Genomic DNA, 21,982 nt, shown 5'->3' with positions numbered 1-21,982 from the left:
GCGGTGGTCCGTTCGCGTCGGGGATCACCCTAGTCGAGGCATTTGCGTCGGATTCGGCAGAATGGGTCCAGAGAGTCAGGAGAGCGATGGGTCCCACTCGCTGGCAAAAATCCACCCACGTGTTCGTCGGGTTGGCCGTGCTGGCGTTTGTCGCCGCCGTGGTGGCGGCGGCAACGTTTTTCACTTCGGCGGGGCACGGCGGCAACAGCTCGCACGCCCCGATACCGCCCCCGCATGCGCCGACGGTCAAGCCGGGGATGATCCCGGTCAGTGACACCGCCGAGACGCCGAGCCCGGCCGGGGTGGCCGCCGCGCTGGCGCCGATAGCGGCCGATCCGAACCTGGGCAGGTTGGGCGCCCGGGTCACCGACGCCCTGACCGGGAAAGAGCTCTGGCAGGTGGCCGGCGACATGCCGCTGGTGCCGGCGTCGACCAACAAGGTGCTCACCGCGGCCGCGGCGCTGCTGACGCTGGACCACCAGGCGCGGATCAGCACGCGGGTGGTGGCCGGCAGCCAGAACGCCCAGGGCCCCGTGGTGCTCGTCGGTGCGGGCGACCCGGTGCTGTCGGCGGCGCCGCCCGGCGTGGACACCTGGTACCGCGGATCCGCCCGGCTCAGTGACCTGGTCGAGCAGATCCGCCGCAGCGGCGTGACGCCGACCGCGGTGCAGGTGGACACCTCGGCGTTCACCGGACCGACGATGGCGCAGGGCTGGGATGCCGCCGACGTCGACAACGGCGACATCGCGCCGATCGAATCGGTGATGATCGACGCCGGGCGTATCCAGCCCAGCACCGTCAACTCCCGGCGGTCGCGGACCCCGGCGCTCGACGCCGGGCGAGAGCTGGCCAAGGCGCTGGGCCTCGATCCCGGTGCCGTGACCATCGCTACGGCGCCGTCGGGGGCACGGCAGCTGGCGGTCGTGCAGTCGGCGCCCCTGGTGCAGCGGCTGTCCGAGATGATGGACCACTCCGACAACGTGATGGCCGAGTGCATCGCCCGCGAGGTGGCGGCCGCGATCAACCGTCCGCGCAGCTTCGCCGGTGCGGCCGACGCGGTGACCAACCGGTTGAGCACCGCCCACGTCGACACCGGGGGCGTCACGCTGATGGATTCCAGCGGGCTTTCCGTCGACGACCGGCTGACCGCCAAGACCCTCGACGGCGTGCTGCAGGCCGCCGCCGGGCCCGACCAGCCGACGCTGCGGGCGCTGTTGGATCTGCTCCCGATCGCGGCCGGGAGCGGGACGCTGGCCGACCGCTTCACCGACGCGGCCTCCAATCAGGGGCCGGCCGGCTGGTTGCGCGCCAAGACGGGATCGCTGACCGCCATCAACGCCCTGGCCGGGGTGCTGACCGACCGCAGCGGACGGGTGCTCACGTTCGCCTTCATCTCCAACGCCGCCGGCCCGAACGGCCGCAACGCGATGGACGCCCTGGCCAGCCGGCTCTGGTCGTGTGGTTGCTCATGAGCGCGCCCTCCGAGCTGACCCTCGGTACCGCCGTCGACTGGCGCTTCGCCGCCACGGTCGGTCAGCGGCTGGCCCGGCCCGGTCCGCCGTCCAGTGAGTACACCCGGCGCCAGGTGATCGACGAGCTCACCAGTTCGGCCGCCAAGGCCGAACCGCCGGTGCGTGAGGTCACGGGCCTGGTCACCAACGGTGTCGTGCCCGCCGCCCGCATCGTCGACCGCCCCGAATGGATCGGCGCGGCGGCCGAGTCGATGCGGGTGATGATGAACGGGGCCGAGAAGCCGCGTGGCTTTCTGACGGGCCGCGTCACCGGCGCGCAGACGGGGGCCGTGCTGGCTTTCGTGTCGTCCGGCATCCTCGGTCAGTACGACCCGTTCGCGGCCGCGAAAGAGGGCTGCCTGCTGCTGGTGTATCCGAACGTCATCGCCGTAGAGCGGCAGTTACGGGTCGATCCCTCCGACTTCCGGTTGTGGGTCTGCCTGCACGAGGTGACCCACCGGGTGCAGTTCACCGCGAACCCGTGGCTGTCCGAGCACATGTCCCGGGCCCTGGCGCTGTTGACCCGGGACGCGGGTGACGACATCGCGCAGGTGGCGAGCCGGCTGGCGGAGTACGTCCGCACCCGCGGCAACGGGGCGCCGGACGGCAGCTCGTCGGGCATCGTGGGTCTGGTGCGTGCGATGCAGTCGGAGCCGCAGCGGCAGGCCCTCGATCAGCTGCTGGTGCTCGGCACCCTGCTGGAGGGTCACGCCGACCACGTGATGGACGCCGTGGGGCCCATGGTGGTGCCGTCGGTGACCACCATCCGCCGTCGATTCGACGAACGCCGCAACCGCAAGCAACCGCCCCTGCAGCGCCTGCTGCGCGCGCTGCTGGGGCTCGACGAGAAGCTCAACCAGTACACGCGGGGCAAGGCGTTCGTCGACCATGTGGTGGGGAGGGTCGGCATGGAGCGGTTCAACGCCATCTGGTCCGGTCCCGAGACACTGCCCCTGCCCGCCGAAATCCAGGAACCCCAGCGATGGATCGACAGGGTGCTGTAGGGCAGCTGCGCGCTGCCGTCGAGGCGTTCATCCAGACCCATGTCGCCACGGCCGAACAATGGTGCGTGGCGCTGTCCGGCGGCCCGGATTCCCTCGCGCTCACGGCGGTGGCGGCCCAGCTGCTGCCCACCACCGCCGTGATCGTCGATCACGGCCTGCAAGACGACTCCGCCGCGGTCGCCGAAACCGCCCGGGGCCAAGCCGTCACCTTGGGATGTGTTGCGGCACAGGTCGTTCGCGTGCGCGTGGGGAACGAAGGCGGCCCCGAGGCCGCCGCGCGTGCCGCCCGCTATGCGGTGTTGAGCGCGTACCACGGCGGACCGGTGTTGTTGGGCCACACGCTCGACGACCAGGCGGAGACGGTGCTGTTGGGGCTGGGCCGCGGGTCGGGCGTGCGGTCGATCGCCGGGATGCGCCCCTACGACCCACCGTGGGGTCGGCCGTTGCTGGGTGTGCGGCGCGCCACGACCCACGCCGCGTGCCGCGAACTGGGCCTGACGGCGTGGCAGGATCCGCACAACGCCGATCCCCGCTTCACCCGGACCCGGCTGCGCCTCGAGGTGCTGCCGCTGCTCGAGGATGTGCTCGGCGGCGGGGTGGCCGAGGCCCTGGCGCGCACGGCGACGGCGTTGCGCGAGGACACCGAGCTGATCGACTCGCTCGCGGCCCAGGCGCTGCCCGAGGCGAAGGTGGGCGCGGGGTTGCACACGCAGGCCCTGGCCGCGCTGCCCGTCCCGGTTCGGCGCCGGGTGATCCGCGGCTGGCTCCTGGCGGGCGGCGCAACGGGCCTGACCGACAAGCAGATCCGCGCCGTCGACGCCCTCGTCACCGCCTGGCGCGGGCAGGGCGGGGTGGCGGTCGGGTCCGCACTGCGCGACGAGCGGCTGATCGCGGGGCGGCGCGACGGGGTGCTCACCCTGTGGCGCGAACCGGTTCGATAGGCGCAATACCGGGGTCGCCGTTGGTTATTCGGCCGTTGGCGTGGCACTCTGTGGGCGTGGCCCAGATCTCCTCGGCGATCACCCCCGCCCAGCCCGTGGAGCTGTACCCGGGGGACATCAAGTCAGTGCTGCTTACCGCCGAGCAGATCCAGGCGCGAATCGCCGAACTCGGCGAGGAGATCGGCGGGCAATACCGCGACGCCATGACCGAGACCGGCCAGGATCTGCTGCTGATCACCGTGCTCAAAGGCGCCGTGATCTTCGTCACCGATCTGGCCCGGGCGATCCCGGTGCCGACCCAGTTCGAGTTCATGGCCGTCAGCTCCTACGGGACCTCCACGTCGTCTTCGGGTGTGGTGCGGATCCTCAAGGACTTGGACCGCGACATCCAGGGCCGCGACGTGCTGATCGTCGAGGATGTGGTCGATTCGGGCCTGACGCTGTCGTGGCTGCTGCGCAACCTCACCAGTCGCCATCCGCGTTCCCTGCGGGTGTGCACGCTGCTGCGCAAGCCCGATGCCAAGGGCGCCAACGTCGACATCGCGTACGTGGGCTTCGACATCCCGAACGACTTCGTCGTGGGCTACGGCCTGGACTACGACGAGCGCTACCGCGACCTGTCGTACATCGGCACCCTGGACCCGAGGGTCTACCAGCAGTAGTCGCTAGTCGCCGCCATCGCGCTAGTCCAATTCCCAAACGGCGGTCACCGAAAAGCTCACCGTCTGCTGCCCGGGTTCCAGCGGGACCATGCTCGGCATGGCCTTCGGTGGCGCGGGTGGTCCCCCGGGCGTTGGTCCCGTCGCCTCCGAGATGGACAGCACCCTGCCCAGCCGGAGCCCGGACAGCTGGGCGTACTGCTCGGCGCGGTTCTTCGCGTCGTTGAACGCCCGCGCGCGGGCATCCTTGACAAGCTGCGAGTCGTCGGCGATGGAGTAGCTGACCGACTTGATGCGGGTGGCGTCGCCGCCGGTGCCGACGATCAGGGCCAGTATCCGCGACGCGGCGTCGGGCGGGTGGATCTTGACCGTGATGGCGTTGGTCGCGCGGTAGCCCGTGATGGTCTGTGTGGCGTTGGGCCCGGGATTGCTGAACTGCGGCTGCAGCGTGACCTCGGTGGTGCTGATGTCTTTATGGTCGACGCCGGCGCCGACCAGCGCGTTGATCACCGCTTGCTGGCGGTCGTTGGTCTGGTTCATCGCGGCGGTCACGTCGGGTGCCGTGAACTCGATGCCGACGTCGGCGGTCAGGGTGTCCGGGACGCCCTGCACTTCCCCCGACCCGACGACGGTGACCTGACGGGGATTGACCCCGGGCGCGGGCGTGGAAGGCGGGGAATCGCAGGCCGACACCATCGCGGCCGCCGATCCGGCGACGGCCAAGGCGATCAGCATGCGGGCAAACCTGGGGGCTTTATTTGCGACCGGCATGCCTGGCACCCTAGCCGCTAGGGTCCCGCCAATGCTACGGGCGGGCCGCTCCGGCTGGCATCCGTTCCGAAATAGCTTGTAGTGCAAGATATTCGATCGATACTGCGCTGAGCGGCAAATCTCTTCGGCCAGCCAGGCGGCCACATATAAGTACATATATGAGTCCAAACATATTGGTTTGCAATATCTTTCATATCTAATCCAAATGTTCCAGGATCTCTTGCCAGCAAAGTGAACAGTTATCGACTCGGTAATGAATTAGCGAGCCTGAGGCTGTCTTCTCCGGACGCGCCTGACCTAACGTGGCCAGGCGCCCGGCTCCGGGCTGAAAGCTGTTGACTCGAAGGGAATTAGAGGAGGGAAAATGTCTTATCTGATGGCGCAACCCGAAATACTGGAGACGGTCGCCGGCGAGCTGCACAGCATCAACGCCGCCGTGCGGGAGGGGAGCTCGGCCGTCGCGATCCCGACGACGGGGGTGGTACCCGCGGCCGCTGATGCGGTGTCGATGCTGACCGCGGCTCAGTTCTCCTGGCACGCGAAGCTCTTCCAGGAGATCAGCGCTGAGGCCGCCGCGGTTCGCGAGCAGCTGGCGACGACGCTCGGCGTCAGCGCCGGTTCGTATGCCGCCACGGAGATGGCCAACAAGGCCGCGGTCGGTTAGGCGACGAGACATGCTGGATTTCGCGCAGTTGCCGCCGGAGGTCAACTCCGCGCTGATGTATGCGGGCCCCGGCTCGGGACCGCTGCTCGCCGCCGCGGCGGCCTGGGACGGGCTGGCCGCCGAGCTGCATTCCGCAGCATCCTCATACGGCTCCGTGCTCGCGGGCCTTAACGACGGACCATGGCAGGGGCCGGCCGCGTCGTCCATGCTGACCGCGGCCCTGCCGCAAGTGGCGTGGCTACGGGGCACAGCAGGGCGGGTGGAACATGCCGCCGCCCAGGCCGTGGCGGCAGCGGGAGCCTACGAGGCGGCGTTCGGCGAAACGGTGCCCCCGCTGACGATCGCGGCGAACCGGGCGCTGTTGATGGAGTTGCTGGCGACGAACTTCCTCGGGCAGAACACCGCGGCGATCGCGGCCACCGAGTCGCAATACGGCGAGATGTGGGCACAAGACGCTGCCGCGATGTACGGATACGCCGGCACGTCGGCCGCGGCGTCGACGTTGCCGCCGTTCGAGCCGGCGGCGCCCGCTACCAACCCGGCGGGGGTCGCCGGCCAGGCCGCTGCGGTCGCCCAAGCGGCCGGCGCCAGCGGGAGCAACAGCGCGCAGGGGCTCGACGCCGTGCCCCAAACGTTGTCGTCGCTGGCCGGGGCGACGGGCAATCCCCCTGCCAATCCGGCTTTCTCCCTCGGTGGAATCGGCCTGAACCCCGAGGGCGACGGGCTTGTCGTCGGCGGTCCGCTGGGTGACCTGTTGGAGGGTCTGACTGGGTCGCAAACCCTGGACGCGAGTACGCCCTTTGACGCGTTCATCCGATTGGTTTCACCGACCCGGCTATTCGTGACCACGTTCAGGGACATCGAAGGTCTCGCTTCCCAGGTAATGCCAAAGGCGGCCGCCAGCGCCGCCAAAGCCGCGGAAGCGGCTCTGCCCGCGGCCATTTCCGGTGCCGGTCCAGGCCTGGGCTCCATTGGTGGAGCCGTCGGCAAGGCCGCATCGATCGGTGGTTTGTCGGTGCCGGCGGTATGGACCAGCGCGGCCCCGGCGGCGCCACCGGTCACCCTGGCGCTCAACGGTCTCACCGCTGCGTCGGCTATGGAACCGGCCACGAACGCGGTTGGCGGAGTGCCGATGATGCCTGTCGGCGGGACGGGGCGGAATACGGCAGCCCATTTCGTCGCGCCGCGATACGGTTTCAAGCCCACCGTCATTGCCCAACCCCCCGCGGGAGGCTGATCCGAGCCGCACCCGCCCAGCGCGTCAGAAGGGTGGATCGTCCGGCACGGGTTTCACGGCCGGTCCGTCGGGAGTCCAGTCCGGCGGTAGTTCTTCGGGCTCTTTGGCGTCATTCACCCAGGTGCAGAAGGGGCTGGTGCTCGGTGTGCCTTTGAACGCAAAGAGCATGTCGCGCATGTGGTTACGGAATTTGCGCGCCGCGATTTCCTGCCGGCGGGCCTCCTCGAGCGCTCGCCTGGCTTCGTTGATGGGCCGCTGCACGCGGTTGTGGTTGCGCGCCGCCGATGCCCAGCACAAGAAGCAGATCGCGGCAACGAAGCGCGCGAATCACTCGGGCGCGCAGGCGGGGGCGCGGGTGGGGGGGAAGAGGTCGGAGCCGGCGGGCGATGTGCGATAGGTCCGCCCGGTGGGGGACAGCCAGATGACGGTGCCGTCGGCGAGTTGCTTATCGCGCCACCCGCCGAAGGTTTTGATTCGATGATGTTGTCGGCAGAGGCATTTGAGGTTGTCCGCGACGGTTAGCCCACCCGCAGCAGGATTGCGGTGGTTGAACGGAATGGTGTGGTCGAGGTCGCAGACAACGGCCGGGCGGCTGCACCCGGGGAAGCGGCAGGTGAGATCGCGGCACCGGACGGCCCGCTCCAGGGCGGCGGTCGGTTGATAGCGCAGGGCCTCGACCGGACTCGTCACCGGATCGGCGACGAGTAAGGATGCGGCAGCGGCCAACTGGCGCACCTGCTCGGCGTCGATGACGCCGTAGCCCTCCAGGTAGCCGGGCTCGGCGCCATCGGAATCGACGGTCCGGTCGCTGGCCACCACGTTGATGACCACCTGCGCTCCGGTTCCGGCATGGTCACTCACCCGGTAGCGGCACTCCGGTTGTCCGCAGGTGCAGGCCAGCTCGCGACCCTCGGCCAGCGCCGCAAGCGCGTCGGCCCGGCGCTGATCCAGTGTCCGCGGGTCCGAGGGGCACACCTGCTTGGCGAGCTGAGAGAGCCGCCGGTCAAAGGCGGCTGCAGCCGTGGCGGCGACCGACCCGTAGACGTCGGCCATCCCATCCGCTTTGGTGCTGATCGCGATGTGACGGTCGCTTTCGGCCGCAAGGCGGCGCTCACGGGCGGCGTCGGGGTCGGTGGCTCGCACGGCGGCGTCGACGGCGTTGATGATGCGCTGCTTCGACCAGCCGTGCCAGTTGCCGATGCGTTCGGCCAGCGACTGGTCGATCTTCGTGATCAGTTTCTCGTCGGTGACCAGATCGCTACGGCTGATGATCAAGCGCACGGTGCGCCAGTCCGTCCGGCCCGCCGCGAGCAGGGCCGCAACTTTCGGCAGCCTGGCGTCCAGAGCCTCGGCGTACGACACCAGATAGCTCGCCGCTACGGGCGAGAGGTTCATCGCGGCGGCGACCTCGGCAGCGGTCTGCTCGAAGCCGTCGATTGCCGCGTATTCCTGGGGTCGCTCGGGCCGCTCGGCAGCCGCCACCCGATGCCGCAGCAATGCCGCTACCGCGGCCAGCCGGCGGGCCACCAAGATGGATTCCTGCCGGTGCGACGACTCGATCAGCTCCACCATGGCGGCGGGATCCGGCGGCATCTCGAACATGTGTTCGATTGTATGTCCGGGTACTGACAAGCAGCGACTCAGTCGCCCGAGCCCTCCGCCGTGGGGTTCGGCATCAACACTCGCTGCCGGGTCGTGGCGCGGAACGGGTCCAGCGGCTGCCCGTCACCCAACGCCGCATGCACATCTTCGGGCGTGATCAGGCCCAGTTCGACTTGTAGCCACGTTGCGCTGAGTCCGAACGAGTGCGCGGCGCGCCTGGCCTCCTCGGCGTCGGGGAAATCGTCCGCGTTCGCGCGGCCGGCGCCCCCGTACCAGCGTCCTTTGGTGACGCCACAGGCGTCGCGCAACTGCTCGACGGTGATGTCGCGGTTCAGCGTCGCCTCGAGCAGGCGCTTCAGTCCCCAGCCTGCGGCGTTAGTGCGTGGCATCCGTCCAGAGTAACGCGGTGCCGAAAGACGGGCAAAGTATCCAGATACGCGAGTTCAAAGATCAAAAATAGAAATCAAGACCTACGACTAGACAGAGATTCATAATTTATGACATAGTCTCACGAAGCACGACGAGACACCCCAGATCCAGGCATTCCATGAGGAGAAGACACATGTCGTTCGTGACCACACAGCCGGACCTGCTGCTGGCCGCGGCGGGCCAGCTGCAGGCGATAGGTTCGGCCGTCGCCGCGGCCAACTCGACGGCCGCGTTTTCGATCACGGGAGTCGTCCCGGCGGCCGCCGACGAGGTCTCGGCGGTGACGGCGGCCAGCTTCGCCGGCTACGGCCAGCAGTATCAGGCGATCAGCGCCCAGGCCAGCATGATCCACGAGCAGTTCGTCAGCGCTCTGGGAGTAAGCGCCGATTCGTATGCGGGGGCCGAAGCCGCCAATCGGACACAGATGGCGGGCGGGCACTTGGCGCCCCCGCGTATGGCCCCTGTTGCGCCCGCCCGCCCGGCACCCGCCGCGCCCGCTCACGTTTCGCCCCCTGCGCCGCGCCGCGTGACCCCGACCGCACCCGGCCGGTCGACGCCCGGTGCCCCGTTCGGCTCGGGCCCCGCCGCGCCCGGACCCCAGGCGGCGGCGACGCCCGTCGGCGCGGGCTGGCAAGGGGGCGGCGGCTATGGCGGTGGCGACTACGGCGGCCACATGGCACCGCGGTATGGGGGCTACGCCAATGCCAACTACGGCCGCCACATGACACTGCGGCACGGCGGCTACGCCAACGCCAATTACGGCGCCCACCCGGCGGCTCCCGTCGAGCACGTCGCCCACCCGGCGCACATGGCGCCGGCCCAGCATGTCGAACGCGTGGCGCCCGCCCACCCGGCGCCCGCGGAGCACGTCGCGCGGGCCGATTTGGGTGCGGGCCAACATGTTTCGCCTTCTCAGTTGGCGCCGACGGCGCCCATCCACCGGATGCCGCTCGCGACCGCCTTGCCCGCCGAGCACGTCGCCCCAATGCACCTGCCCACCGGCATGCCCGGTGAACACGTCGTGCAGGCGCACCCGGCCCTCAAAGCTGCTGGCGGCCCGAAGCCCTTGCCGGCGCTGGCATAGCGAAACGACATAGAGAAAAGGAAGGTAGTCATGGATTTCGGTGCGATGCCCCCGGAGGTCAATTCGGGCCTGATGTACGCGGGCCCGGGCCCGGTGTCGATGCTGGCGGCGGCGACGGCGTGGGAGGGACTCGCCGCGGAGTTGCGTTCAGCCGCGACGAGCTACGGAACGGTGATCCTCGAGCTCACCGATGCCGCCTGGCAGGGCCCTTCGTCGGAAGCGATGGCGGCCGCCGCAGCCCCATACGTGGCCTGGATGCACGCCACGGCGGCGCAGGCCGAGCAGGCGGGGATGCAGGCGACCGCAGCCGCCGTCGCGCACGAGGTGGCGTTTGCGGCCACCGTGCCCCCGCCGGCGATCGCAGCCAACCGCGCCTTGCTGATGCAGCTCATCGCGACCAACTTCCTGGGCATCAACACACCGGCGATCGCGGCCACCGAGGCGCAGTACGGCGAGATGTGGGCCCAGGACGCGATGGCCATGTACGCCTACGCCGGCTCCTCTGCGGCGGCGGCCATGCTGGCGCCCATGATGGTCGCCCCGCCCACCACCAATCCCGGCGGAGTCGCGGCCAGCACCATGGCGGCGGGTGAGGCCAACATGCAAGCGACCATGGGGCTGCCGTCAACGCTCAATTCGTCCGCGTCGTCGCTGGCCAGCAGCTTCCCATCGGCGGTCAGCAGTTTTTCCGACCTGCTCGGCATGCCGTTCGGGCAGGCTGGCGGCGCCGCCATGTCGGGAGTGGCCGGGATGGCCGCGCCCACTGCGGGATTCGCGAGCGCCATGCCCGCATCCGGGGCATTTTCCCCGGCTGGGATGCCCGCACGCTTCATCCCCGCCGAACCCTTGATGACTGCACCGGAGCGGATGGCGCCGGCGCGGCTGATGCCGTCGGCGGCAATGGGGCAGGCCGCTCCGGTCGGAGGTCTTTCGGTGCCGCCGAGCTGGACCGCGGCGACCCCCGAGGCCGCCGCACCGGCCGGTGCTCCCTTGGCGGGCGCCGGCGCGGCGGCTCGGATGCTGAGACCCCCGCATAGCTCCGCGGCCCAAACGGGTGGCATGGAGATGCGGGGATTCGGCGCCACCATGCCGGCTCCCGCCAGCGTATTGCCGCGCGTGGTCGGATGACGGGAAGGAGAAAGTCTGAACGCTTCGGTAGCCGAACTTCCAACGTGACAACAACTTTCGAAGGAGACATGTAATGACAACACGATTCATGACCGACCCGCACGAAATGCGGGCGATGGCGGGCCGCTTCGAGGTGCACGCCCAGACGGTTGAGGACGAGGCTCGCAAGATGTGGGCATCCTCGATGAACATCGCCGGCTCCGGCTGGAGCGGTCAGGCGCAGGCCACCTCGTACGACACCATGGGCCAGGTCGATCAGGCATTCCGCAACATCGTCAACATGCTGCACGGCGTCCGCGACGGGCTGGTTCGCGACGCGAACAACTACGAGCAACAAGAGCAGGCGTCACAACAGATCCTGGGCAGCTAGCCCACCAACAACACAGGAGACGATCAACGATGACCATCAACTACCAGTTCGGCGATGTCGACGCCCACGGTGCCTTGATCCGCGCCCAGGCCGCGTCTCTGGAGGCCGAGCACCAGGCCATCATCCGCGATGTGCTTGCGGCCGGGGACTTCTGGGGCGGCGCCGGTTCGGTGGCCTGCCAGGAGTTCATCACCCAGTTGGGCCGCAACTTCCAGGTGATCTACGAGCAGGCCAACGCGCACGGGCAGAAGGTGCAGAGCGCCGGCAGCAACATGGCCAGCACCGACAGCGCCGTCGGCTCCAGCTGGGCCTGACGACCTAAGGAGTGACGAGGACTTTGCAGTGTCGCTCGGGGTCGGCGAGGTCGTCAAAGGCCGCGCCGACCCCGTCGAGGCCGACCTCGCCGGTGATCAGCGGGGTCGCGTCGATGTCGCCCTCGGCCAGCGCACGCAGCGAGTCGGTGAACTCCTCCGGGGTGTAGGCGAGTACGAACTGAACACTGATCTCTTTGGCAATCGCGAAGAATGGATGCACGGTGTCGGGCTGCATGCACACACCGGCCACTACCAACCGGGCGCCGGGCCGGGCCCGAAGCAACACGTCGTCGATGATCCCCGGCACTCCGACCGCCTCGAACATGACCGCGGGTTTGACCGAGTCGAACGGCGAACCCTGTGCGGCATCGAGCACCCGATGGGCGCCCATGGCGGTGGCGAGTTCGCGCCGCTTCGGCGAAAAATCCGCCGCGACAATGTCTTCGACGCCACGCGCACGAAGCGCCGCGATGATCGCGATGCCGATCGGACCGCAGCCGATGACCAGCGCCGTCTCGCCGGGCGCAATGTTGGACTTGTTGACGGCGTGCAACCCCACCGCCATAGGTTCGGTCAGGGCCGCATGTTTGAAGTCCAAGCCGTTCGGGATGGGCAGCAGGAGCGGCGCCGAGAGCAGCATTCGTTCGGCGTAGCCGCCGATTGTGCTGTTGCTGTACACGATTGGCTCCACGCCCTTGGCGGACAGCAAGACCGGAAGCGAGGTGACCAGCGTTCCCGGCGGGTGGGTTTCGGTGTCGGGTCCGGCCTCGAGCACCTCGGCGCTGAACTCGTGTCCCATGAAGACGTCGTGGTCCAGGTCGACGTGCATGCCGCCCGCACCGGCGGCCACTCGGTTGCTCATTTCCAGCACCTGCGCGCCGTGAGCGGCGAAATGCAGGTCGGACCCGCAGATCCCGCACGCCCGCACGCCGACGAGCACCTGCCCTGCCTCGGGCACGGGCTCCGGCACGTCGTCCCGGTAGACCATCCGTCCGTCTCGCAGTACCGCGGCGCGCATCAGCTTTGCCCGCCCTTCTGCTCCTCGACATGCTCGGTGATGGCTTTGACCACGGCCTCACCCGCTCGGCCGATCAACTGGTCGCGGTTGCCCTTGGCCCAGTCGTGCGACGAACGCGCCGCCTCGAGCTGGCCCTTGAAATGGGGAATCACCTTGCGCGCCATCAGGTCGTAGCAGTGGTACGTCGCCTCGGGTGATGCCCAGTCGTGGCCCAGCATCAGCAGCGTGCCGAACCCGCCTGAGCGGTCGAGCAGGTCTTCGATGTGGGCGATCGCGTCGTCGGGGGTGCCTATGCAGCAATTACCCTTGGCCGCGTAGTCCTCGACGAACTCATGCGGCGTCTGGGCGCCCTCCACGGCGTTGGCCAACGGGACGAAACCCGCGGCGCCGAAGTAGTTGGCGAAATCCTGCAACCCGTACGTGCAATCGTCGATGGCCTGCTCGCGGCTGTCCGCGATGTGCATGATGCTCAGAACACGCCAGTCGGACCGATTGGGCTCGTCCCGGCCGACTTTGGCGGCCTGCTCGCGCACCACGTCCCAGGTGGTTTCCAGAGCGGCGTAGCCGCCGGGCACGGACATCGACAGCGACAACAATGACGTGCCCAGCGTACCCGCAAGCCGCGGCCCGGACGGCGAAATCATTGCCGCCGTGGATATTTCGGGGTAGGGCCAGGTGTAGGGCCGAATATGCAACTGCGCGTCACGCAGGGTGAACCAGTCGGCATGGCGGTCTATCCGCTCGGAGGGCCCGGCGCGGAACAGCGCGAGGATCGCTTCCAGCGACTCCTGCATCATGTGTCGTTGATCGACCGGGTCGATGCCCATCATGTAGGCGTCCGAGGGCAGCGCGCCCGGGCCGGTGCCGAACATGACCCGGCCGCGGGTGAGGTGGTCGAGCAACACCCAGCGGTCGGCCACCATCAGCGGATGGTGGTAGGGCAGCGAAACCACTCCGGTGCCCAACCGGATGTGCTTCGTCCGCTCGGCCGCGGCCGCGATGAAAACTTCGGGGCAGGAAATCAGTTCGTAGCCACCGGAGTGGTGCTCGCCGAACCACGCTTCGTCGAAGCCGAGGCGATCCAGCGCGACCACGCGTTCCATGTCGTATTCCAAGGCCACCGTTGGCGATTGGCCGATCGGGTGAAACGGTGTGATGAAGACACCGAAGCGCAGGGGGGCGCTCATCGCAGCTCCAATTCGTTGAGGAAGTCCAGTAGGGCCGCGTTCACCTCGTTCGGGCGCTCCTGCTGCAGCCAGTGCCCCGCGCCGTCGATCATGACCTGACGGTAGGGGCCGGTGATCAACTGCGACGCGCGGTCGGCGCGGGTGAACGTCAACACCGGATCGGCCGTCCCACCGATAAAGAGCGCCGGCACAGTGATTTTCGCGTCGGCGAGTTCAGGGGTGGTCTCCCAGTTGCGGTCGAAGTTGCGATACCAGTTCAGGCCGCCGGTGAATCCGGTCCGGGAAAACTCGCTGATGTATTGGTCGAGCTCGTCCTGGCTGAGCCAGTCCGGCAGCCGATCCGGTTCGGGAAGGCGATCGATGAATCCCTCGGGACCGGGCGCCACCATGCGTGCCGCGGAGAGCGGGTCGCCCGACGTGCGCAGGCCGCCCAGCATCCGGCGGATCGTGCGGGCGGGATCACCGTTGAGCTCCGCGTCGGCGACGCCGGGCTCCTGGAAGTACAGGATGTAAAAGAACTTGTCGCCGAGCATCTTGCGCCACGCCTTCGTCGGCGCGACGTGCGAGCGGGGCACGGCCGGGACGCTGAGCCCGGCGACGGCCGCGACCCGATCCGGGTGCAGCAGCGGCGCATTCCACACCACGGCGGCGCCCCAGTCGTGTCCGATCCAGACGGCGCGTTCGGCGCCGACATCGTCGAGCAGGCCGACCAGGTCGGCCGTCAGCTGGTGGATGTCGTAAGCCTCGATGGCGTCCGGGCGCGAGGAGCCGCCGTAGCCGCGCTGGTCCGGTGCCAGCACGTGGTAGCCGGCCTCGGCGAGGACCGGTATCTGGTGGCGCCACGAATAGGCCAGCTCGGGAAAGCCGTGGGCCAAGATCACCACTGGCGCGCCGCGCTCTCCCGCCTCGACAACCCGCAGCCGCACACCGTTGGTCTCGACTAACCGTTCGGTTGATTTGAGCACCCTGTCACCAAAGCACACCGCCCGCGGGCTGAGAAGTATTCGCGTTTGATCGCGATTTGCATTCCAATGGCTTTGGTCCCTGGTAGATATCGCCGTGAGTGCTCACACGACCGAAAGCAGGTGAACCCGGAGATGAAGCGGCTCGACCACGTCGTCCTATGGACGGGAGATCCGCGTGCGTCGATGGATTTCTACACCAGGGTGGTTGGCTTGGGGCCGGTCCGGTTTGCCGAGTTCGAGGCCGGCGATGCGCCGTTCCCCAGCGTGCGGGTGTGTGAGGACTCGATCATCGACCTGATGCCGCATGCCGCCGCCGATGCCACCGAGTCGATGACACGGACGCGGGGCAGCGCCGGGCACCCGGTGAATCACGTTTGCCTCGCATTGTCGAAGGCCGAGTACGAGGCGCTGGATGAGCGCCTACAAGCCGAGGGAGTGGACACCAGCGCGCGGTTGGGTCGCACCTACGGCGCCCGCGGCTGGGCGCCGCAGGGGTACTACTTCACCGATCCGGACGGCAACGTGGTGGAGGCCCGCTATTACGAATGATGGGAGACCCGACAGGTCCACCCACCGAACGTCACGCTGGCGCGACGCTCGGCGTGCCCGGAGGGAACCCCCGGTCGTTATATCCACAGAATGGTGGCAACCCCCAGCACCGGCTCGGCCGGGCTGACGATGACCACTACGACAACGGTGGCGACCCGCTGCGCTCCGGCTCTGCCGGAGCTGGCGATCGCCACTAGCGGTAACCTGGACTTTTCTAGCTGCGTGTATATCGGGGAAGGACCTGGCCGGCGAGGCCGATGATTGATGAACCGAAAAAACGTTATTCGCACCATCACGGCGATTGCAGTCGTGGTGCTGCTCGGTTGGTCGTTCTTCTACTTCAGCGACGACACTCGCGGCTATAAGCCCGTTGACACGTCGGTGGCGGTGGCGCAGATCAACGGCGACAACGTCAAGAGCGCGCAGATCGACGATCGCGAGCAGCAGCTGCGGCTGACCCTGAAAAAGGGCAACGGCGACACCGACAACTCGGACAAGGTCATCACCAAGTACCCGAGCGGGTACGCCGTCGATTTGTTCAACGCGCTGAGCGCTAAAAACGCCAAGGTCAGCACGGTCGTCAACCAGGGCAGCATCCTGGGCGAGCTGCTGGTCTACGTCCTGCCGTTGCTGTTGCTGGTCGGCCTGTTCGTGATGTTCTCCCGCATGCAGGGCGGCGCCCGAATGGGCTTCGGCTTCGGCAAATCCCGCGCAAAGCTGCTCAACAAGGACATGCCCAAGACCACGTTCGCCGACGTCGCGGGCGTCGACGAGGCCGTCGAAGAGCTCTACGAGATCAAGGACTTCCTGCAGAACCCCGGCCGCTATCAGGCGCTGGGCGCCAAGATCCCCAAGGGCGTGCTGCTCTACGGCCCGCCCGGGACCGGAAAGACGCTGCTGGCCCGTGCCGTGGCCGGGGAAGCCGGAGTTCCGTTCTTCACCATCTCCGGCTCGGACTTCGTCGAGATGTTCGTCGGCGTCGGCGCGTCACGGGTTCGCGACCTGTTCGAGCAGGCCAAGCAGAACAACCCGTGCATCATCTTCGTCGACGAGATCGACGCGGTGGGACGCCAGCGCGGCGCCGGCCTCGGCGGCGGCCACGACGAGCGCGAGCAAACGCTGAACCAGTTGCTGGTCGAAATGGACGGGTTCGACCCGCGCGCCGGGGTCATCCTGATCGCGGCCACCAACCGCCCCGACATCCTCGACCCCGCGCTGTTGCGGCCCGGCCGCTTCGACCGGCAGATCCCGGTGTCCAACCCGGACCTCGCGGGCCGCCGCGCGGTGCTGGAGGTGCATTCCAAGGGCAAGCCGATCGGTCCGGACGCCGACCTGGCCGGCCTGGCCAAGCGCACCGTAGGCATGACCGGTGCGGACCTGGCCAACGTCATCAACGAGGCTGCGCTGCTGACCGCCCGGGAGAACGGCACCGTCATCACCGGCGCCGCCCTGGAGGAGGCGGTGGACCGGGTGATCGGCGGGCCGCGCCGCAAGGGCCGCATCATCAGCGAGCAGGAAAAGAAGATCACCGCCTACCACGAGGGTGGGCACACCCTGGCCGCCTGGGCGATGCCGGACATCGAACCGATCTACAAGGTAACGATCCTGGCGCGCGGGCGTACCGGGGGGCACGCGGTGGCGGTGCCCGAGGAAGACAAGGGCCTGCGGACGCGTTCGGAGATGATCGCGCAGTTGGTGTTCGCGATGGGCGGTCGTGCGGCCGAGGAGTTGGTGTTCCGGGAGCCGACGACCGGCGCGGTGTCCGACATCGAGCAGGCCACCAAGGTGGCCCGCGCGATGGTCACCGAGTTCGGCATGAGTTCCAAGCTGGGCGCGGTCAAGTACGGCACCGAGCACGGCGACCCGTTCCTGGGCCGGACGATGGGGACGCAGGCCGACTACTCGCACGAGGTCGCCCGCGACATCGACGACGAAATCCGCAAGCTCATCGAGGCGGCCCACACCGAGGCGTGGGAGATCCTCACCGAATACCGCGACGTGCTCGACACGTTGGCCGGGCAGTTACTGGAGAAGGAGACCCTGCACCGGGCCGAGCTGGAGGGCATCTTCGCCGACGTCGAAAAGCGGCCCCGGCTCACCATGTTCGACGACTTCGGTGGCCGCATCCCGTCCGACAAGCCGCCGATCAAGACGCCCGGCGAATTGGCGATCGAGCGCGGCGAGCCGTGGCCACCACCGGTTCCCGAACCGGCCTTCAAGGCGGCCATCGCGCGGGCCAGCCAAGCCGCCGCGGAAGCCGACCGAAACAACAACGGCGGCAACGGTTCTCAAGGGGCGGCGGCGCGTCCGGGCGTGCCACACGGCCCCACCCAGCCGGACTACGGTGCGCCGGCGGGTTGGCATGCGCCCGGCTGGCCGCCGCATGGTCAGCAACCGAATCACTGGTATCCGCCGCCCCAAGCCCCGCAGCAGCCGTACTGGCCGCAGCCGGCGGGGAACTACCCGGGCCACCCGGGTCACCAAAATCAGCAGGGTCAGGCGCAGCCGCCCTACCCGCCGTATCCGCCTTACCCGCCGCCCGGGCTGCCCGACCCCAACGGCGGAAAGTCTCCCGAACAGCAGGACGACGACGTGAGCCGGTCCAACCCACCGGCTCACGGCTGAACGAACGGAGGATTCGATGGCCGTGACGGATTTGGGGCCGGACACCGCCGCTACCGCCATCCGGGTGTTCGACCAGGCGCGTGCCGAAGCCGCGGTTCGCGAATTGCTGTACGCGGTCGGCGAGGATCCGGACCGCCACGGCCTGCGGGAAACGCCGGCTCGTGTCGCCCGCGCTTACCAGGAGATGTTCGCCGGCCTTTACACCGACCCCGACAGCGTGCTCAACACGATGTTCGACGAGGAACACGACGAGCTGGTGTTGGTCAAGGAAATCCCGCTGTACTCCACCTGCGAGCACCACCTGGTGTCTTTCCATGGTGTGGCCCATGTCGGCTACATCCCCGGCGCCGACGGACGGGTCACCGGGCTGTCGAAGATCGCGCGGCTGGTCGACCTTTACGCCAAGCGGCCGCAGGTGCAGGAACGGCTGACCAGCCAGATCGCCGACGCCCTGATGAAGAAACTCAATCCGCGGGGCGTGATCGTCGTGATCGAGGCCGAGCACCTGTGCATGGCCATGCGCGGGGTTCGCAAGCCCGGTGCGACCACGACGACCTCGGCGGTGCGTGGACTTTTCAAGACCAATGCCGCTTCCCGATCCGAAGCCCTCGATCTCATCCTGCGTAAGTGAGTCGGCGCCTGTGCGGGTTATGGGAGTCCTGAACGTCACCGACGACTCGTTCTCCGATGGCGGCCGCTATCTCGACACCGGCAACGCGGTGGCGCACGGACTGGCACTCGCCGCCGACGGCGCGGACATCGTGGATGTCGGGGGGGAGTCGACTCGGCCCGGTGCCACCCGGATCGACTCCCGGGTCGAGATCTCTCGGGTGATCCCTGTCGTCAAAGAGCTTGTGGCGGAGGGAATCACGGTGAGCATCGACACCATGCACGCGGACGTCGCGCGAGCGGCGCTGCAGAACGGTGCGCGGATCGTCAACGATGTGTCGGGGGGACGCGCCGATCCCGCGATGGCGCCACTGCTGGCCGACGCCGGGGTGCCCTGGGTGCTGATGCATTGGCGGTCCGTGTCGGCCGAGCGCCCGCATGCGGCCCCGCACTACGACGACGTGGTCGCCGAAGTGCGCGGCGAGCTACTCGCCAGCGTCGACGCCGCGGTGGCCGCGGGCGTCGACGCCGCCAACCTCGTGATCGACCCGGGACTCGGGTTCGCCAAGACGGGTCAACACAATTGGGCGCTGCTGCGTGCGTTGCCGCAGCTGGTCGCCACCGGAATCCCGGTGCTCCTGGGCGCATCGCGCAAACGGTTCCTCGGTACGTTGTTAGCCGGGCCGGATGGCTCGCCGCGCCCCCCCGCGGGTCGTGAGACGGCGACGGCGGTGATCTCCGCGCTGGCAGCCCTGTACGGGGCGTGGGGTGTTCGCGTGCACGACGTGCGGGCCACGGCCGACGCCCTCAAGGTGGTGGGGGCCTGGACGCAGGAAGCGCAGCAGACGGCTGGAGACGATGGCTGATCGAATCGAATTGCGGGGGTTGACGATTCGTGGACGACACGGAGTTTTCGATCACGAGCGGGCGGACGGGCAAGACTTTGTTCTCGATATGACGGTGTGGATCGACCTCGCCGGGGCCGCGGCCAGCGACGAGCTGGCCGACACCTACGACTACGCCGCCCTGGCCGAACTGGCGGCCGACGTGGTGGCCGGGCCGCCGCGCAACTTGATAGAAGCGGTCGGGGGCGAGATCGCCGACCGGGTGATGGAAGACGACAGAGTGCATGCCGTCGAGGTGGTGGTGCACAAGCCGCAGGCCCCGATCCCGCAGCAGTTCGCCGACGTCGCGGTGGTGGTGCGGCGGTCGCGGCGCGGCGGTCGCGGTTCGGTGGTCCCGGCGGAGCGGCGCCTATGACCCGCGACGACGACGATGACGCCGGCTTAGCCGGGGTCATGGGGGTACCGCCCGCTTGCGGGGGAGAGCGGCGCCTATGACTTGGGTGGTGCTGTCCATCGGCTCCAACCTGGGCGACCGGTTGGCGCGTCTGCAGTCGGTCGTCGACGGGCTGGGCGAGAAGGTGCTGGCGGTATCCCCGGTGTACGAGACCGATCCGTGGGGCCGGATCGATCAGGCACCGTTTCTCAACGCGGTGCTGATCGCCAACGATCCGGCGTGCGACGGGCAGTGCTGGCTGCGCCGGGCCCAGGAATTCGAGCGGGCGGCGGGACGCGTGCGCGGCGAGCGTTGGGGCCCGCGCACCCTCGACGTCGACCTGATCGCCTGTTACGGCGAGACGGAGGTGGTCTCCCGCGAGAACAACCTGACGCTGCCGCACCCGCTGGCCCATTTGCGGGCCTTCGTCATGATCCCGTGGCTTGCCATCGACCCCGATGCCCAGCTGACCGTCGGCGAGGGGCCGCGACCGGTCGCGAGCCTGCTCGCCGAACTGGAACCGGCCGACCGGGAAAGCGTCCGGCTGACCAGCCTCACGCTCGAGCGGGCGGGCAGTCCCCCGGCCGATCCGGAACCGGACACCTGATGGGCCCGACCCGCAAACGTGACCTCACGGCCGCGGTGGTCGGCGCTGCGGTGGTCGGTTATCTGCTGGTGACCGCCCTTTATCGGTGGTTTCCGCCCATCACGGTCTGGACAGGTCTGTCGCTACTGGCGGTGGCCATCGCGGAAGCCCTGTGGGCGCGCCACGTGCGGACCAAGATCACCGACGGCGAAATCGGCGTCGGCCCCGGCTGGCTGCATCCGCTGGCGGTGGCGCGCAGCCTCATGGTCGCCAAGGCGTCGGCCTGGGTGGGCGCGCTGGTGCTGGGCTGGTGGGTCGGAGTGCTCGTGTATTTCCTGCCGCGGCGGTCCTGGCTGCGTTCGGCCGCCGAGGACACGAGCGGCGCCGTGGTTGCGGCCGTCAGCGCGCTGGCACTACTCGTCGCCGCGCTGTGGCTGCAGCATTGCTGCAAGTCGCCGCCCGATCAGACCGAGCACGGCGAAGGCGCCGAAAACTAGCCCAGTCGTGCCCCCCGGCCAACCCGCGCGAGAATCGCCGGAGTAGGGCGACACGCGGAATGACCTCGCGCAGGTACAGTCAGGCCATGACCGTTCTGTCCCGCGGCGCCCGGGTTCGGCGCGGCGGCCGCAGGCCGGGGTGGGTGCTCTTGACCGCGTTGCTGGTCCTCGCGATGGGGGCCAGTTCCGCGCTGGTTTTCACCAATCGGGTGGAACTCCTCAAGCTCGCTGTAATCCTGGCGCTGTGGGCCGCAGTCGCCGGTGCCTTCGTCTCGGTGCTGTACCGCCGCCAGAGCGACGCGGATCAATCCCGCGTGCGCGACCTCAAGCTGGTGTACGACCTGCAGCTGGATCGCGAAATCTCGGCCCGCCGCGAGTACGAACTGACCGTGGAGTCCCAACTGCGCCGCGAATTGGCTTCCGAGCTGCGCGCTCAGGCCGCCGACGACCTGGCCGAGCTGCGGGCGGAGTTGAGCGCGTTGCGCACCAGCCTGGAGATCCTGTTCGACACCGACCTGGCTCACCGCCCGGCCCTGGAGACCCCGGAGACCGAGGCGCCACGCGAGCGCGCGTACAGCGAGTGGGACCGCAACGGCGAAACCCCGCGTGACGCGCCCTACGACTGGGTCGCCAGCGACCGGGTCACCTCCGTCCCCCAGGAAACCCCCGCGGGCCGCGCCGACGAAACGGCGATCATCGACGTGCCCGAGGAACCGCTGTTGCCGCCCCGGCAGGCGCAGCCCCGCCGCGAGCGGGTCCGTCACCAGTACGAAGCGCCGCAAGAGCCCGGGCCGCCGCCCCAACCGGAGCCGTCGTACAGCGCCGCGCCGCCCCCGCCGGAGGCGCGATTCGAACCTCGCCAGCAGCCGCCGCCACCGCCGCAGCCGGAGCCGGCGCCGCAGCCGGAGCCGACGCCTCAGCCGCAAGCGCAGGGCTGGCAGCCCGCGGGTGCGT

General features: G+C 68.8%; 22 protein-coding genes and 2 pseudogenes. 18 read left to right on the top strand and 6 right to left on the bottom strand.

Features of this window, described 5'->3' with window-relative positions; all coding sequences use genetic code 11:
- The first annotated feature begins 86 nt into the window (after positions 1-86).
- Genes dacB through hpt form a run of 4 tightly spaced genes read left to right on the top strand, consistent with a single transcriptional unit; the run spans position 87 to position 4,118 of the window.
- Positions 87-1,472: a D-alanyl-D-alanine carboxypeptidase/D-alanyl-D-alanine-endopeptidase gene (gene dacB / locus A5709_RS15690; protein ID WP_067947292.1), complete on the top strand. Its 1,386-nt coding sequence runs from the start codon at positions 87-89 to the stop codon at positions 1,470-1,472.
- Entirely contained in the window at positions 1,469-2,515 is a 1,047-nt protein-coding gene (locus tag A5709_RS15685; protein WP_067947290.1) for a zinc-dependent metalloprotease, read from the top strand. Before dacB ends, A5709_RS15685 begins: the two co-directional genes overlap by 4 nt.
- Positions 2,494-3,456 carry a tRNA lysidine(34) synthetase TilS gene (tilS, locus tag A5709_RS15680; RefSeq protein WP_068120673.1) on the top strand — a complete coding sequence of 321 codons (963 nt, stop codon included), beginning with the start codon at positions 2,494-2,496 and terminating at the stop codon, positions 3,454-3,456. Before A5709_RS15685 ends, tilS begins: the two co-directional genes overlap by 22 nt.
- 50 nt (positions 3,457-3,506) lie before the next feature.
- A complete protein-coding gene (hpt, locus tag A5709_RS15675; RefSeq protein ID WP_066955579.1) occupies positions 3,507-4,118 on the top strand; it encodes a hypoxanthine phosphoribosyltransferase in 612 nt (203 codons plus the stop codon).
- A gap of 21 nt (positions 4,119-4,139) precedes the next feature.
- Here the strand turns inward: hpt and A5709_RS15670 are convergent, their stop codons facing one another.
- A complete protein-coding gene (locus A5709_RS15670) occupies positions 4,140-4,886 on the bottom strand; it encodes an SIMPL domain-containing protein (protein WP_067947286.1) in 747 nt (248 codons plus the stop codon).
- Between the two features lie 364 nt (positions 4,887-5,250).
- Here A5709_RS15670 and A5709_RS15665 point away from each other — a divergent pair, with 364 nt between their 5' ends.
- Positions 5,251-5,550 carry a PE family protein gene (locus A5709_RS15665; RefSeq protein WP_068120671.1) on the top strand — a complete coding sequence of 100 codons (300 nt, stop codon included), beginning with the start codon at positions 5,251-5,253 and terminating at the stop codon, positions 5,548-5,550.
- Positions 5,551-5,560: 10 nt separating this feature from the next.
- Positions 5,561-6,787: a PPE family protein gene (locus A5709_RS15660; RefSeq protein WP_068120669.1), complete on the top strand. Its 1,227-nt coding sequence runs from the start codon at positions 5,561-5,563 to the stop codon at positions 6,785-6,787.
- A gap of 24 nt (positions 6,788-6,811) precedes the next feature.
- Here A5709_RS15660 and A5709_RS15655 read toward each other — a convergent pair.
- Positions 6,812-8,389 (bottom strand): annotated as a pseudogene (locus A5709_RS15655) (DUF222 domain-containing protein).
- 38 nt (positions 8,390-8,427) lie between these two features.
- A complete protein-coding gene (locus tag A5709_RS15650; RefSeq protein WP_067947277.1) occupies positions 8,428-8,778 on the bottom strand; it encodes a hypothetical protein in 351 nt (116 codons plus the stop codon).
- A gap of 173 nt (positions 8,779-8,951) precedes the next feature.
- Between A5709_RS15650 and A5709_RS28840 the strand changes: the two are divergent.
- From A5709_RS28840 to A5709_RS15630, 4 genes and pseudogenes are all read left to right on the top strand, one after another.
- Positions 8,952-9,233: pseudogene (locus A5709_RS28840) on the top strand (PE family protein); the annotation flags it as partial.
- 699 nt (positions 9,234-9,932) lie between these two features.
- The gene (locus A5709_RS15640; protein ID WP_068120666.1) at positions 9,933-11,030 is read left to right on the top strand and encodes a PPE family protein; all 1,098 of its coding nucleotides are present in this window, start codon (positions 9,933-9,935) and stop codon (positions 11,028-11,030) included.
- A 73-nt stretch (positions 11,031-11,103) separates the two neighbouring features.
- On the top strand, positions 11,104-11,400 hold the full coding sequence (locus tag A5709_RS15635) for a WXG100 family type VII secretion target (protein WP_066955551.1): 297 nt from the start codon (positions 11,104-11,106) through the stop codon (positions 11,398-11,400).
- A gap of 29 nt (positions 11,401-11,429) precedes the next feature.
- Positions 11,430-11,714: a WXG100 family type VII secretion target gene (locus A5709_RS15630; RefSeq protein WP_067948830.1), complete on the top strand. Its 285-nt coding sequence runs from the start codon at positions 11,430-11,432 to the stop codon at positions 11,712-11,714.
- Positions 11,715-11,718: 4 nt separating this feature from the next.
- Here A5709_RS15630 and A5709_RS15625 read toward each other — a convergent pair whose 3' ends face one another.
- From A5709_RS15625 to A5709_RS15615, 3 genes are read right to left on the bottom strand one after another with little or no spacing between them, the layout of a single operon-like run.
- Positions 11,719-12,732: a zinc-binding dehydrogenase gene (locus tag A5709_RS15625; RefSeq protein WP_068120664.1), complete on the bottom strand. Its 1,014-nt coding sequence runs from the start codon at positions 12,730-12,732 to the stop codon at positions 11,719-11,721.
- The gene (locus A5709_RS15620; protein ID WP_067948834.1) at positions 12,732-13,919 is read right to left on the bottom strand and encodes an LLM class flavin-dependent oxidoreductase; all 1,188 of its coding nucleotides are present in this window, start codon (positions 13,917-13,919) and stop codon (positions 12,732-12,734) included. The genes A5709_RS15625 and A5709_RS15620 overlap by 1 nt, the downstream gene beginning before the upstream one ends.
- Positions 13,916-14,884: an alpha/beta fold hydrolase gene (locus A5709_RS15615; protein ID WP_156768069.1), complete on the bottom strand. Its 969-nt coding sequence runs from the start codon at positions 14,882-14,884 to the stop codon at positions 13,916-13,918. The genes A5709_RS15620 and A5709_RS15615 overlap by 4 nt, the downstream gene beginning before the upstream one ends.
- Positions 14,885-15,016: 132 nt before the next feature.
- Here A5709_RS15615 and A5709_RS15610 point away from each other — a divergent pair, with 132 nt between their 5' ends.
- The 8 genes from A5709_RS15610 to A5709_RS15575 form a co-directional block, all read left to right on the top strand.
- Complete coding sequence (locus A5709_RS15610) at positions 15,017-15,433, top strand: VOC family protein (protein ID WP_068120679.1); 417 nt, start codon at positions 15,017-15,019, stop codon at positions 15,431-15,433.
- Positions 15,434-15,697: 264 nt separating this feature from the next.
- A complete protein-coding gene (ftsH, locus tag A5709_RS15605; protein WP_067948836.1) occupies positions 15,698-18,058 on the top strand; it encodes an ATP-dependent zinc metalloprotease FtsH in 2,361 nt (786 codons plus the stop codon).
- Between the two features lie 16 nt (positions 18,059-18,074).
- Positions 18,075-18,689, top strand: coding sequence for a GTP cyclohydrolase I FolE (gene folE / locus A5709_RS15600; RefSeq protein ID WP_067948838.1), 615 nt, complete (start codon positions 18,075-18,077; stop codon positions 18,687-18,689).
- Positions 18,643-19,533, top strand: a complete 891-nt coding sequence (gene folP / locus A5709_RS15595) for a dihydropteroate synthase (protein ID WP_197520160.1) — start codon at positions 18,643-18,645, stop codon at positions 19,531-19,533. Before folE ends, folP begins: the two co-directional genes overlap by 47 nt.
- A complete protein-coding gene (folB, locus tag A5709_RS15590) occupies positions 19,526-19,927 on the top strand; it encodes a dihydroneopterin aldolase (protein WP_067948842.1) in 402 nt (133 codons plus the stop codon). Before folP ends, folB begins: the two co-directional genes overlap by 8 nt.
- 76 nt (positions 19,928-20,003) lie before the next feature.
- Positions 20,004-20,552 carry a 2-amino-4-hydroxy-6-hydroxymethyldihydropteridine diphosphokinase gene (folK, locus tag A5709_RS15585; protein WP_068120662.1) on the top strand — a complete coding sequence of 183 codons (549 nt, stop codon included), beginning with the start codon at positions 20,004-20,006 and terminating at the stop codon, positions 20,550-20,552.
- Entirely contained in the window at positions 20,552-21,028 is a 477-nt protein-coding gene (locus A5709_RS15580; protein WP_067948846.1) for a DUF3180 domain-containing protein, read from the top strand. Before folK ends, A5709_RS15580 begins: the two co-directional genes overlap by 1 nt.
- Before the next feature lie 86 nt (positions 21,029-21,114).
- On the top strand, positions 21,115-21,982 hold an 868-nt coding region (locus A5709_RS15575; protein ID WP_369827340.1), incomplete at its 3' end, for a DUF6779 domain-containing protein.

The organism is Mycobacterium sp. E1386 (assembly GCF_001672745.1).
Classification (GTDB): Bacteria; Actinomycetota; Actinomycetes; order Mycobacteriales; family Mycobacteriaceae; genus Mycobacterium.
This window is presented reverse-complemented; position numbering and strand designations above follow the sequence as displayed.

Coding starts and splice junctions, on each gene's coding strand:
- dacB (WP_067947292.1), top strand. CDS start 87: ATGGGTCCCACTCGCTGGCAAAAATCCACCCACGTGTTCGTCGGGTTG.
- A5709_RS15685 (WP_067947290.1), top strand. CDS start 1,469: ATGAGCGCGCCCTCCGAGCTGACCCTCGGTACCGCCGTCGACTGGCGC.
- tilS (WP_068120673.1), top strand. CDS start 2,494: ATGGATCGACAGGGTGCTGTAGGGCAGCTGCGCGCTGCCGTCGAGGCG.
- A5709_RS15670 (WP_067947286.1), bottom strand. CDS start 4,886: ATGCCGGTCGCAAATAAAGCCCCCAGGTTTGCCCGCATGCTGATCGCC.
- A5709_RS15665 (WP_068120671.1), top strand. CDS start 5,251: ATGTCTTATCTGATGGCGCAACCCGAAATACTGGAGACGGTCGCCGGC.
- A5709_RS15660 (WP_068120669.1), top strand. CDS start 5,561: ATGCTGGATTTCGCGCAGTTGCCGCCGGAGGTCAACTCCGCGCTGATG.
- A5709_RS15650 (WP_067947277.1), bottom strand. CDS start 8,778: ATGCCACGCACTAACGCCGCAGGCTGGGGACTGAAGCGCCTGCTCGAG.
- A5709_RS15640 (WP_068120666.1), top strand. CDS start 9,933: ATGGATTTCGGTGCGATGCCCCCGGAGGTCAATTCGGGCCTGATGTAC.
- A5709_RS15635 (WP_066955551.1), top strand. CDS start 11,104: ATGACAACACGATTCATGACCGACCCGCACGAAATGCGGGCGATGGCG.
- A5709_RS15630 (WP_067948830.1), top strand. CDS start 11,430: ATGACCATCAACTACCAGTTCGGCGATGTCGACGCCCACGGTGCCTTG.
- A5709_RS15625 (WP_068120664.1), bottom strand. CDS start 12,732: ATGCGCGCCGCGGTACTGCGAGACGGACGGATGGTCTACCGGGACGAC.
- A5709_RS15620 (WP_067948834.1), bottom strand. CDS start 13,919: ATGAGCGCCCCCCTGCGCTTCGGTGTCTTCATCACACCGTTTCACCCG.
- A5709_RS15610 (WP_068120679.1), top strand. CDS start 15,017: ATGAAGCGGCTCGACCACGTCGTCCTATGGACGGGAGATCCGCGTGCG.
- ftsH (WP_067948836.1), top strand. CDS start 15,698: ATGAACCGAAAAAACGTTATTCGCACCATCACGGCGATTGCAGTCGTG.
- folE (WP_067948838.1), top strand. CDS start 18,075: ATGGCCGTGACGGATTTGGGGCCGGACACCGCCGCTACCGCCATCCGG.
- folP (WP_197520160.1), top strand. CDS start 18,643: ATGCCGCTTCCCGATCCGAAGCCCTCGATCTCATCCTGCGTAAGTGAG.
- folB (WP_067948842.1), top strand. CDS start 19,526: ATGGCTGATCGAATCGAATTGCGGGGGTTGACGATTCGTGGACGACAC.
- folK (WP_068120662.1), top strand. CDS start 20,004: ATGACTTGGGTGGTGCTGTCCATCGGCTCCAACCTGGGCGACCGGTTG.
- A5709_RS15580 (WP_067948846.1), top strand. CDS start 20,552: ATGGGCCCGACCCGCAAACGTGACCTCACGGCCGCGGTGGTCGGCGCT.